Origin of the sequence: Methylophaga sp. SB9B (assembly GCF_004832235.1) — a bacterium.
Taxonomy (GTDB): domain Bacteria; phylum Pseudomonadota; class Gammaproteobacteria; order Nitrosococcales; family Methylophagaceae; genus Methylophaga; species Methylophaga muralis.
On sequence record NZ_SSXS01000004.1, the window covers coordinates 39,221 to 51,569 of the forward strand.

General features: G+C 44.8%; 10 protein-coding genes. 4 read left to right on the plus strand and 6 right to left on the minus strand.

Annotated features, from left to right (window positions below; all coding sequences use genetic code 11):
- Nucleotide 1 precedes the first annotated feature (1 nt).
- Nucleotides 2-1,573 (minus strand): diguanylate cyclase, encoded by a 1,572-nt coding sequence (locus tag E8Q33_RS05580; protein WP_168800163.1) that lies wholly within the window; start codon nt 1,571-1,573, stop codon nt 2-4.
- 257 nt (nt 1,574-1,830) lie between these two features.
- The gene (locus E8Q33_RS05585) at nt 1,831-2,469 is read right to left on the minus strand and encodes a LysE family translocator (RefSeq protein WP_136553437.1); all 639 of its coding nucleotides are present in this window, start codon (nt 2,467-2,469) and stop codon (nt 1,831-1,833) included.
- Nucleotides 2,470-2,608: 139 nt separating this feature from the next.
- Here E8Q33_RS05585 and E8Q33_RS05590 point away from each other — a divergent pair, with 139 nt between their 5' ends.
- Nucleotides 2,609-3,292 carry a lysozyme-like domain containing protein gene (locus E8Q33_RS05590; protein ID WP_211116106.1) on the plus strand — a complete coding sequence of 228 codons (684 nt, stop codon included), beginning with the start codon at nt 2,609-2,611 and terminating at the stop codon, nt 3,290-3,292.
- 76 nt (nt 3,293-3,368) lie between these two features.
- Here E8Q33_RS05590 and E8Q33_RS05595 read toward each other — a convergent pair whose 3' ends face one another.
- From E8Q33_RS05595 to purL, 4 genes are all read right to left on the minus strand, one after another.
- Nucleotides 3,369-3,818, minus strand: coding sequence for an RT0821/Lpp0805 family surface protein (locus E8Q33_RS05595; RefSeq protein WP_069295178.1), 450 nt, complete (start codon nt 3,816-3,818; stop codon nt 3,369-3,371).
- A 129-nt stretch (nt 3,819-3,947) separates the two neighbouring features.
- A complete protein-coding gene (locus tag E8Q33_RS05600; RefSeq protein ID WP_136553439.1) occupies nt 3,948-5,930 on the minus strand; it encodes a GGDEF domain-containing protein in 1,983 nt (660 codons plus the stop codon).
- Nucleotides 5,915-6,112: a hypothetical protein gene (locus tag E8Q33_RS05605; protein ID WP_136553441.1), complete on the minus strand. Its 198-nt coding sequence runs from the start codon at nt 6,110-6,112 to the stop codon at nt 5,915-5,917. The genes E8Q33_RS05600 and E8Q33_RS05605 overlap by 16 nt, the downstream gene beginning before the upstream one ends.
- A gap of 76 nt (nt 6,113-6,188) precedes the next feature.
- Entirely contained in the window at nt 6,189-10,073 is a 3,885-nt protein-coding gene (gene purL, locus E8Q33_RS05610; RefSeq protein ID WP_136553447.1) for a phosphoribosylformylglycinamidine synthase, read from the minus strand.
- Between the two features lie 81 nt (nt 10,074-10,154).
- On the opposite strand from purL, the gene E8Q33_RS05615 reads away from it, so the two are divergent.
- The 3 genes from E8Q33_RS05615 to E8Q33_RS05625 all read left to right on the plus strand — a co-directional run bounded on the left by E8Q33_RS05615 (nt 10,155) and on the right by E8Q33_RS05625 (nt 12,347).
- Nucleotides 10,155-10,601 (plus strand): RDD family protein, encoded by a 447-nt coding sequence (locus tag E8Q33_RS05615; RefSeq protein WP_136553448.1) that lies wholly within the window; start codon nt 10,155-10,157, stop codon nt 10,599-10,601.
- 73 nt (nt 10,602-10,674) lie between these two features.
- Nucleotides 10,675-11,103, plus strand: a complete 429-nt coding sequence (locus E8Q33_RS05620; RefSeq protein ID WP_136553450.1) for a substrate-binding domain-containing protein — start codon at nt 10,675-10,677, stop codon at nt 11,101-11,103.
- Nucleotides 11,100-12,347, plus strand: coding sequence for a hypothetical protein (locus tag E8Q33_RS05625; RefSeq protein WP_136553452.1), 1,248 nt, complete (start codon nt 11,100-11,102; stop codon nt 12,345-12,347). Before E8Q33_RS05620 ends, E8Q33_RS05625 begins: the two co-directional genes overlap by 4 nt.
- The last annotated feature ends 2 nt before the right edge of the window (nt 12,348-12,349 follow it).

Genomic DNA, 12,349 nt, shown 5'->3' on the forward strand with positions numbered 1-12,349 from the left:
ATCAAGGTAGTTCGAAATGATCTTCATGATTGGAACCCCGCGATGACCTGTTTTCACTTTCAATATTAGTGATATTAAATACTCGGTTCCGCCCTCTGTTTTTGGCCTGATAGAGGGCTTTATCTGCTTGATAAAACAATTCATCCAGATGACTGTTTCCGTCCCACTGAGCGACACCGAGACTTGCTGTGATGTTGATCTGATGCTCACGATAGTTCACGGTTAGCGATTCTATGGCTAAGCGGATACGTTCGGCGACAGCATTACTCATATCGTAATCGGCTCCAGAAAGAAATATCAGAAATTCTTCCCCGCCCATACGGCCAAACAAATCTCTTGGTCTGATGGCTTGGCTGATCGGTTCAACAATATCACGCAGTACCTTATCTCCAGCATCGTGACCCAAATTATCGTTGACCAGTTTGAAATGATCTATATCGATCATAATGGCACTGGCAGTCTGACCATCTAATCGCAAACGTTGTAACTCACGCTCAACTTCACTAAGAAAATGTCGACGGTTTGCAATACCGGTGAGTTCGTCAGTTGCTGCACTCTTAGCCAATCGATCATTGGCATGTTGCAGGGCTTGATTGACTTCTTTCAAAGCTAAAGTGCGTTCATTAACACGTTCTTCCAGAAATTGATTTTGTGCTTTTAATGCATTCTCATGACGCTTTAGCTCATCGCGCTGTTCGGCTATTTCCTGAATTAACAACGCCAGACCAATTGAAACGATCGCAATAATGGCAAGATATTCTTGAGTAAGTAAAAGTGCATTTTGCGGCATATTCACGATTAGTGGATGTGTGCCACGTAACAAATGTTCCACCGCAAATGCGGTAATCAAAGCAACAGTGGTTGAGGCTCCTGCTACACCAAGCCTGATAGCCGCAACAATGCCCAGGAACACAAGCCAGACTGGGGTAAAAAATAAATAGGCATTATCAGAACTTTCAATGTTAAAGCTTTGATAACCGATAATAATAACGACCAGCCAGAGTAAAAAAGCTTCGAGCAAAAAATGCAATTTAAAGTGTGGGAAACCTGCTTGCATCCAACGTGCTAACACCACAATTAAAGGAGTTAACACCAGCATAGCCAGCGCATCACCAAACCACCAAATTTGCCACAAGCTCAGATAACTCGTGTCAGTTCTACCTAAAAAGACATAAACCCCACCACCTAACATGCCTGCGATAGAAGCCGATAAAAATGGGCCAAATACTAAAAAATACGCACCATTTTTTAGCCTATCAAAATTAAAATTCTGCCCGCTTTTGCGTCGAATCAGAAAAGCTGCCAACGACACTGAGGAGAGATTGATTAGCGCAAAACAGATTGCTGACCAGAGGGGAAAGAATGGAGCCGAGGCTACTAATTCAGCAGTAATACCTGCCGCAGCAATAAATGGTAGGTAACGAAAGGGATAAATTAAAAAAGCAGCAAGCACTATTGCGTTTGGTGGCCATAAAATGGCGATACCTTCAGGCGTTATGGTTTGGTGTATTGCGATTAAGGCTGCCACATAATAAGCAATACCAACCAACAGCATCGACTTAATAATATGCATATCAACATATCGACGAAGCGGTAACTCTGGTTTTGAACCGGTCATCATTCAAATAATAATGATTGTGTATTGGAGAACATCAGCGATATACCGTTATCGCGGGATAATTTGCTATAAATGCCCTATCAATCATGCTCCCCCCAGTTAAAAACCTGGGACAACATCCAGAATATAGAAATGTCCCGTTAACCGTTTATAACAAAAGATAAACAATATTCCCACTAAACACTGTTAAATCTGCATAGATTAAAAAGTTTTTAAAGATTCCACCATAAAGACAGCAGCATGATTAAAGCGACTAGTGAGATCAAAATTGCTGCAAATTTATTGAATTGTGATGCTCTATTAATAATAAAACTCTTAGCCGATTTGGCTGAAAGATATGCATAACTCATTTTTACGCCCCCCACAGCCAAAAACGTCAGCAGAAAAATAACCACTGTATCGTTCAGGGTTAAAAGACTTAAATCCATCAAGGCTGGGAAAAACCCCATATAAAACAAAATGGCTTTGTGGTCGGCCAACGTCACAACGACACCTAATAAAAAACTGGAGCTTAGCGATGCTGAATATTCGATATCGGAGAAAGGCTTTTTGGGGTCAGAAAAACACCATAATCGCCAAGCTAACCAAAATAAATATACCGCGGCCAATAGACGAATAAGTACAGCCCATTTACCTAGCCATGGTAGTACCAATGTCATGCCATACAAGGCAATACTGATAAATAGAATATCGACCAATACAATGCCAAATGTAGTCGCTACACCATGAGTGAAACCATATGCAGCAGCTCTGGATGACACTACCAACACGCTGATGCCCGGGATGGCGGCGAGAAGCGCCAAACTGATAAATAGAGTCAAAAGGGTTGGCAAGGTTAATGTTAATTCCATTTATAAAAACTTTGATAATCGATAAATGTTCAAAAATAATCTCAGTTATCACCTAGCCAATCAATCTCAACTGAAAGTGCTCTGTTAATCTGCAAGTAAAATTTTTTCATTTTAGGAACACTGCTTCATCAATTGCATCATGGCCAATTATCCTGAAACCATTTCTGCTTATCTATTTCGATATAGCAGCAAGAAAAAGCGATATGTCACTTTGATGGCAATGGTGTTTTTTATAAGCAGTTGTTCGCCGTTAGCACTGCCCCCTCCGCTAAAGCAAAATAATATCTGCCATATTTTTCAGCAACAGCCGCGCTGGTATGGCTATGCCAAAACCGCAGAGCAAAAATGGGGAACGTCTATTGCCACTCAAATGGCTTTTATACAATCTGAATCCAGTTTTAATAGTCATATTCGTCCCCCAGCCAAAAAATTATTGGGCTTTATTCACTGGAACCGACCATCATCCGCCTATGGATTTGCGCAGGCACAAAATCCGGTATGGCAGGAATATTTAGCTGATAATGCCAGCCCGCTGGCAAGACGTACGCATATGAAATATGCGACAGACTTTATTGGTTGGTATAACCAGAGAACTCAACGCATGGTGGACATTAATCTGGATAACCCGACTCATTTATATCTGGCTTATCATGAAGGTCAAACTGGTTATCGCCGTGGCAGTTATCAGAAGAAACCTCACGTTATCCATACCGCTCGCGAAGTGGGTGAACGCGCCAAGCTGTATTCCAGCCAACTCGCTCAATGTGAGCAGGACTTTCAATGCCAGCATTTTTATCAAATTGGTCCCTTCTGTAAGCTTTAACGTATCTGAAAGCTTATTATCGGCCATAAAAAAACCGACTCGCGTCGTTTTTTATTACTAATTTAACGATTAAAGTTTACTGGTTGACCCACTCGCCCCGTGAGTTACGGCAGGCTGTGCCCTTCACCACATCACGTTTACCATCAATATAGACATCCATATCGTATTCGCGACATGGACCACTTTGAGATTCATAGGTACGAGTTGGGGTTACTGAATACTGTGCACCAGTATCCGGGTTATTCCAGGAATTTGAACGTCCAGTCGGTGTGTTTTCAAAGGTTTCGTAGGTACGACGTCTATCCAGTTCGTCCATTTCGCTACCGATATGTCCACCCACCATTGCACCTAAAATGGTACCGCCAATTATGGCTGCAGTTCTGCCTGTACCCCCACCAACATTTGACCCCAATACACCGCCGGCGACACCACCTACCCCGGCACCGACATTTTGCTTACTCATCTGACAACCAGCGAGTCCGACTGTTAAAACCGCTGCGACGGTAATTGTTAAAAGGCGTTTCATACGTGCTCCTTGTAATTATTTTTTTATAAACCAATATGCATTAGGACTGTATTTTAACGGATAAGATTCAGTATTTATGGGTTGAATGCCCACCTTTACATAAAATTTCACTTTTGAAAGGCTAATTGATCAAGGTTCAGAGCGAGCAGCAACCTCAACACGGTTACGTCCAGCCTGTTTCGCTCGATACAGTGCTTTATCAGCATATTGAACTAACAGATCGGGTATTTTATCCTTTCCATCCCAGCTACTGATCCCAATTGATATGGTTAAGCGGCCTAAATCATTTTGCTGATAAACAATAGGATTAGAGGCAATTTTTTCCAGCAATGATTTCGCCCGCTCCAGTGCATCCTCAACATTAGCAGATGGCATTAATACAACGAATTCTTCTCCACCGTAGCGACAAGGAATATCCGTCTCACGAAAATGCTCCAGCATCAGGGAAGCTACCGCTCTTAAAGCCATATCGCCAGCCTCGTGACCATGCAGATCATTAAATTGCTTGAAATGGTCGATATCACAAATCAGCAAAGAAATAGCTTGTTGGTGCCGTTCCGCCAGATGCAGTTCACGTTGTAGAGCTTCATCAAAGAACCGACGGTTTTTTAATCCGGTTAAAGCATCTTCAAACGACATAACATGCAGTTGTTCTCTAAGTTTAACGCCACTTAATGTCACACTTAACCGGTCAATAGCTCGCGATATAAACTGTTCGATAGACTGTCGAGTCTCCAGCGTTTCAGCTGAAATATCCAATAAATCAAATGTTATAAAAGTCTGTTTACCAAACTGTAAATCTTCGATATCTATTAGATATTTATTATTCATGCCCGCGCTAGGCGATAAATCTGCGAACTCATTGAACAAAGTAACCTGAAGCTGAATCGGAGCGAACACTTTATGTAAATCCTGACAAATGATATTGCCCGCCTCTTGCAGACTCTGACTTGGTTGCAATCGACTGATTAAGGTTTCAAGCCTTAGACTAAACTCATTAACCAGTGCCAATTGATTCGCACGCTGCTGTTCCAGCTCTACATAATTTTGTAAAGATGCCGTGCGTTCGGTTACCCGTTGCTCCAGTAATAGATTTAACTCACCTAATGCTTGCTGGGTTTGCCGATATTGCCTGAGTGAAATAATGACCAGCACCAAAGCAAAGATTAAACCGCCATAGGCAAGTGGGAAATTGAACCATGGCACCAGACCGTGAGCTACCACCATATCGATCAGGAAAAAAACAGCATAAATACCAAAGGCCCCCATGACCATTCGTTGTTCCGTATTCATCGCAGTGAAATAGTGGATACAAAACCAAGCCATGATCATCAGAGTGATGATAAATAACACATCAAAAAGTGGGTAAAAGAAGGCTAGATGCCAGACACCTGATAATGACAACACCAGACAAAGCAGTACATAGGCAATATGCATTTGTGCAATACGCAACATCAACTTGCCGGTTTTTTCAGCAAGCCAGTAGTTCAGAATCAATGCGATAAAAATCGGGATCGAGAAATAAGATATGGCGGCCAGATAGGTTTTGGCCAGCGGTGCATAAATAAGTAACTGTAATGCCTGACTTTCACCTAATAAATTTCCGGCACTTGCCAGTGAGAATAATCCAAGGTAAATAAATTCACGGTTATCACCACGCATCACTGAAAAGGCAAATGCCAGCAAAGCTATAAAGAAAAAGAACGCCGCAATAATTAAATCGCTATGCGAATTATTCAATATATTCAAAAACGCACTTGAGCGTTCCAGCAGTTTCTTTTCACCCCATAAACCAATATCGGTGTAATCCGAATACACCCGGAAATATAACGTCCGCCCAGCGAAGTCATCAGGTAAACCGAGAATATGCCAAGGCCAACCGGCATAGTCGCCTTTCCCCTCAGCATCAAATTCGCCAAATCGATAAACAAGCTGTTGATCGAGATAAACCTCGGCGATCAAATTTATACTGGAAACAAACACTACCGGATCAATCATTCGAATATCAGGTAGTGAAGTGCGATACCAGATATTGTGCCGATCCTGTCGATCCGGTGGATAAAGTGGTTGGGCTATGGTCTGCCAATCAGCATGATTTAGCTGATCTGGCATAGTCCACTCAGGCTGCCCCTCAATAAAGGGTGAATCGCCCAGCGATATTGCCAGTCTTGCAGATCGTATTGTAAAGAGGCTGCTGCAAACACCAATCCCTGAGACATTGCCAACAATGCCAGCAACAATAGACGTGCGAAACGTCCTGACAGTAAATTTTTTTGAATTGGCGTATCACTCATGGTTAGCTAAGCAAAACACTTTAGGATCTGTTGATAAAAAAATACCCCTTAGATAAATCAAAGGGGTATCCATTTTTTAACCTACCCAACGTCGGGCATTATGAAAGACCCGTAACCAGGGAGCGTCTTTACCCCAATCATCCGGATGCCATGAATGCTGCACACTGCGAATCACCCGTTCAGGATGTGGCATCAGGATAGTCACCCGACCATCCGAAGTGGTGAATCCAGTGTGACCATTTTCAGAACCATTAGGATTAAACGGATAGCGTTCAGTAGGTTGACCATAATGGTCAACAAAACGCATTGCTACGAGAGCATCCGTCATGCTGCCGCCTTCTGAAAAATCAATACGTCCTTCACCATGAGCAACAGCGATCGGCATAATCGAACCGGCCATATCCTGTAACAGAATTGATGGTGATTCGGTGATCTCAACTAGAGAGAAACGCGCTTCAAACTGTTCAGACAGATTACGACTGAATCGTGGCCAGTGATCACTGCCAGGAATCAGTGATTTCAATTGTGACAACATCTGACAACCATTACACACACCTAGCGAGAAAGTATCTTCACGAGCAAAAAATGCCGCAAATTCATCACGGGCACGCGCATTGTGAAGCACCGTACTGGCCCAGCCACGGCCTGCTCCCAATACGTCACCGTAAGAGAAACCACCACAGGCAACCAATCCTTTGAAATCTGCCAGCGAAACCCGGCCTTCAACGATGTCACTCATATGTACATCAACGGAAGTAAATCCGGCATGGTCAAACGCGGCGGCCATTTCCAGCTGACCATTAACGCCCTGCTCACGCAGAATCGCCATTTTTGGACGATGGCCACTGATAATAAACGGTGCAGCAACCTGTTCTTTTAAATCAAAACTCAAGTTGGCATGTAAACCGGGATCCTGAATATCATCCAATGCAGCAAATTCCTGCTCAGCACAATCAGGGTTATCCCGCAAAGCCTGCATGCGGTAACTGGTTTCTGCCCAGAATTTTTGCAGAATATGGCGACGCTGATTCAATACCGTTTCACCGTTCACGCTGATGTGAATCGTTTGGTCCGTCGTTACTTCACCAATCAGATGACTGTGTTTGTTTAACTCAAACTGCTGCAAGACTTCCAGCACCGCATCCTGATGCTCAGCTTTGATTTGAATGACCGCACCCAGTTCTTCATTGAACAATACTGGTAGAGCTTCACCCAGATTAGTGAGGTTGATATACAAACCACAATGCCCGGCAAAGGCCATCTCACATAAGGTGGTGATAAGACCACCATCACTACGATCGTGATAGGCCAGCAACAAGTTATCCTGTTTCAGATGCTGCATTGCGGCAAAGAAGTTTTTCAGAGTACGTGCATCGTCTACATCCGGACCACGATGTCCGACCTGATTATAAACCTGGGCCAGAGCCGAGGCTGCCAGACGGTTATGACCATGACCGAGATCCAGATAAATTAAACGGGTTTCCCCCAGATCAGTACGCAGTTGTGGCGTTAAGGTTTTGCTGGCGTCGGTGACCGGTGCAAACGCACTGATAATTAACGACAAGGGTGAGGTAACTGCTTTGGTTTCCCCGTTGTCATCCCAGACGGTTTTCATCGACAGTGAATCTTTGCCCACCGGAATAGCAATGCCCAGTTGCGGACATAATTCCATGCCAACGGCTTTCACGGTGTCATATAACAACGCATCTTCGCCGCTATGACCACAAGCCGCCATCCAGTTCGCTGACAGTTTGATATCACTGATTTTTTCGATATCGGCGGCAGCAATATTGGTTAAAGCTTCACCGATTGCCATACGACCTGATGCCGGAGCATCGATTACTGCTAAAGGTGTACGTTCGCCCATCGACATGGCTTCACCTAGCAAACCATGATGATCTGCCAATGTGACTGCACAATCAGCCACCGGTACCTGCCAGGGGCCAACCATTTGATCGCGAGCTACCAATCCGGTAATACTGCGGTCACCGATGGTGATCAGGAAGTTTTTGCTGGCGACTGTTGGTAGTTTTAATACCCGTTCCAACGCTTCGCTGACAGTAATGCCTTTCAGTTCCAGTTCTGGTTTGGGTTTGCTGTGATGTTTAACATCCCGCAGCATTTTGGGTGGTTTGCCCAACAACAGCGATAACGGCATATCGATTGGATTATTCTCGAATTGTGCATCACCAAGCAATAAATGCTGATCTTCGGTGGTTTCACCGACTATGGCCCAAGGGCAACGCTCACGTTCACAAATCGCCTGAAATAACTCGACATCTTCCGGATTTACACCGAGAACATAACGTTCCTGTGATTCGTTACACCAGATTTCCATCGGTGACATGCCCGGTTCATCGTTTGGAATGACCCGAAGCTCAAAACGGCCACCACGACCGCTGTCGTCAACCAATTCAGGAAAGGCATTGGATAAACCGCCCGCGCCAACATCATGAATCGAGACAATCGGATTTTTGTCATTTAACGCCACACAGCGATCAATAACTTCCTGGCAACGACGTTCCATTTCGGGATTACCGCGTTGTACCGAAGCAAAATCCAGTCCTTCTTCACTGGTTCCAGAAGCTACTGAAGAAGCCGCGCCGCCGCCCAGACCAATCAACATCGCCGGACCACCCAAAACGATCAGCTGAGTGCCCGGTTGCATAATATGTTTTTCAACATGCTGCGGACGAATACTGCCAAGGCCTCCTGCCACCATGATCGGTTTATGGTAGCCACGTACTTCAAAACCATTATCTGACGGCACTTTAGCTTCATAGGTACGGAAATAACCACAAAGATTAGGACGGCCAAATTCGTTATTAAACGCCGCGCCGCCCAATGGACCATCAATCATGATTTGCAGTGCAGAAGCGATACGGGCCGGTTTACCGTAATCCGCTTCCCAGGGTTGTTCAAAACCTGGAATTTGTAAATTGGAAACCGAAAAACCGGTTAAACCCGCTTTAGGCTTGGAACCACGACCCGTTGCGCCTTCATCACGAATCTCGCCACCGGCACCGGTTGCTGCACCTGGGAATGGTGAAATCGCGGTTGGATGATTATGTGTTTCCACTTTCATCAGGATATGCTGCTGCTCACCTTCGTAGCAGTAGTGATTGTCCGTCATATCCACTTGAAAACGATGGCTGCGCGGGCCTTCGATAACTGAAGAGTTATCGTTATAGGCTTTTACGACGCCTTCAGGGTGTTGCTCGTGGGTATAACGAATCATATCGAACAGGCTACGATCCTGCGTTTTGCCATCAATGATCCAGTCAGCCTTGAATATTTTATGACGGCAATGCTCAGAATTGGCCTGAGCAAACATCATCAGCTCTATGTCATTCGGGTTGCGGTTAAGTGTTGTGAAATTTTCAAACAGATAATCGATCTCATCATCAGCCAGGGCCAGGCCCAGGTCTTGATTCGCGGCAACCAATGCCTGACGTCCGCCGTTAAGGATATCAACAGATAATAAGGGTCTTGGGGCTGTGTGCATGAACAATTGTTCAGCATCTTCTTCATTATCAAACACGCTTTCGATCATACGATCATGCAGTTTCGCGGCAATAATCGAGCGCTGCTCACTGGTTAACGTCGCTTTACTGCAGACATAAAAGGCAATACCGCGTTCAACCCGAACGATATCGGTCAAACCGCTGTTATGCACAATGTCAGTCGCTTTACTGGACCACGGCGAGATAGTGCCTGGACGTGGTGTAATCAAAAACAGATTTTCCTGATCCTGCAATTTGCTGCTGCCCGGAGCGGCTTCAAGCATTTCCCCTAAAGTAGCGAGATCCGTTTGGTCAAGTTGACCGTCACCTTCCAATTCAGCGAAATAGTGGTATTCACTTCTTAACGCGTTCACCGAGGCTACTTCAGCGCGTATGGCGCGCAGCAATTTTTCAATTCGGAAAGCAGAGAAAGCCGGACGGCCAACCAATTGCAGCATTTGAAACCCAATTCAGAGAAAATGAAAGCGAATATGATACGTTATACGCCCGAATTCGCCCAATAAAATTGAGCCTTTGTTATGACCAAAAACTTATCTGTAAACCGTAAACCCGGCCCATTCAGACTGCTGGGAGTAATGCTTTACGACATTATGCTGCTGGTTTCAGTGCTTATGGTTGCCGCAGCGTTAGCAGTCGCCTTTAATGGCGGCGAAGCTATCGGTGCAAACAATCCATTCTTTTTTATCTATCTTATCGGTGTGGCTTTTGTTTTTTACGGCTGGTTTTGGACGCATGGCGGACAAACACTGGGAATGCGTGCCTGGCGGATCTATCTTATCAGCGGCAACAATACCGGCATTAGCTGGCAACAAGCTTTCCTACGTTTCGTGGTCGGCATATTTTCATGGTTACCACTGGGGTTGGGATATTGGTGGCTGTGGTTAAGCCCCGATAAACTCAGCTGGCATGATTTTGCATCCGGCAGCTATCTTATTTACAGTCCTAAACAAAACACATCGAAATGACCTTATTTCTGTTTTCTTTTTAGCAAGCACACGTTAGTATCAGCCATGCTTGGATAAAGGATAGGTCGAAGCTATGACACAGATTCGTATGATAAAAATTTCGCTGGTCATAGTGCTACTGGTGTTTGCACCATTTATCAAAGCCGAAACCGTTATTGTCCATCCCACGCTTAACGATCTCCACTTAACCAAAACCACTCTCCGCGCTATCTTTGCGATGCGTATCCCCCAATGGCCTGACGGCACTCCAGTCAATGTTTTTGTCCTTGATGATGAACATCCCTTACATATGCAGTTCTGCAAATCACTGTTAGGCATGTTTCCTTATCAGCTCCGTCGTATATGGGATCAGCAAGCTTTTTCCGGAACAGGTGTTCGCCCTAATCGTGTCAGTAGTGAAGCGGAAATGCGACAGCGAATAGCCAATACGCCTGGAGCAATCGGCTATATCAGCGATGCTGAAATAGATGCTACGGTCACCGCATTGGGAGCGCCATCATGAAGGCATTGCTATGGTTAATTGCCTCCGGCTTCGTATGGCCTGCTTTTGCCGAGACGGAAAATACCTCAAATTCTAGGTTTCATTGGAATGGCTTTGCCTCACAAGCCTTTGTTCATACTTCTGACAATCGCTTCTTTGGTGATAGTGATAATGGCAGTTTTGATTTTACCGAAATTGGTTTGAATGGTAGTTATTTGCTCTCTCCCAGACTACGTTTGGCAGGTCAAGTCCTATCACGTCGCGCAGGCGATTTGTATTCCGGTTCACCACAGGTAGATTATGCTTTGCTGGATGCAACGCTCTTCTCTTCGGCGCAAAGCACCTTTGGCATGTACTTGGGCCGGATTAAAAATCCTATTGGTTTGTATAACGAAACTCGTGATGTCGCCCATACCCGTGAAGGTATTTTTCTGCCACAAGCCATTTATTTCGATAAAGTTCGAAACCTGACGGTATCGTCAGATGGGTTACACCTCTACGGACGACTGTATCGTGATAGCGGAACATGGTCATTACAAGGCGGTATTGGCTATCCGATTGTCGATAAAAACTTTGAATATGCTTACATGGGGCAGGATTGGGACGGCAAAATACGCAGCAATGATTTAGCGGCTTTTGGAAGATTACTTTACGAGCACAATGGTGGCCGTTGGATTTATGCCTTTACCGGCGCCAGTGTTCGTACTGATTTCCGTGCTGGTGGTGCTGACACAATTGCTTTCCCTGCCGGTCCGGGATTAAATTCAGGCAATATAGATATTGATTACAGTGTGTTTTCTGCACAATTTAATGGCGAAAAATGGCAGTTCACCACCGAAGTGGCCTTTCAGGCCGCGCGATATCGCAATATCAGTGCTGCATTTGAGGCGCAGGATTTCAATTCGATTGGTTACTACTTGCAGTTAAGTTATAACTTTACCTCTAGATGGCAAGGATTTGTGCGTTATGAAGAGTTTCAGTTGAATCACGATGATTGGAACGCCAGTAATAGAGCCCGACAAAACCGTGAAGAAAGTGCTTTTCTGGCCAATTTCGGAATTGATCGTTCGCCGATACCCGCTCATGCCTATTACAGCAAAATCTGGGCTTTTGGTGGTCATTGGGATGTCACACCACAATGGCGAGTCCGAGCGGAATATCAGATCGTTGAAGGGACAGCCACCCTGTCACCGCGAGAAAATGATATGAGCCAAACTGACAAGCATTGGAGTTTGTTTGCGCTCTCCCTTTCCTACCACTTCTAAAT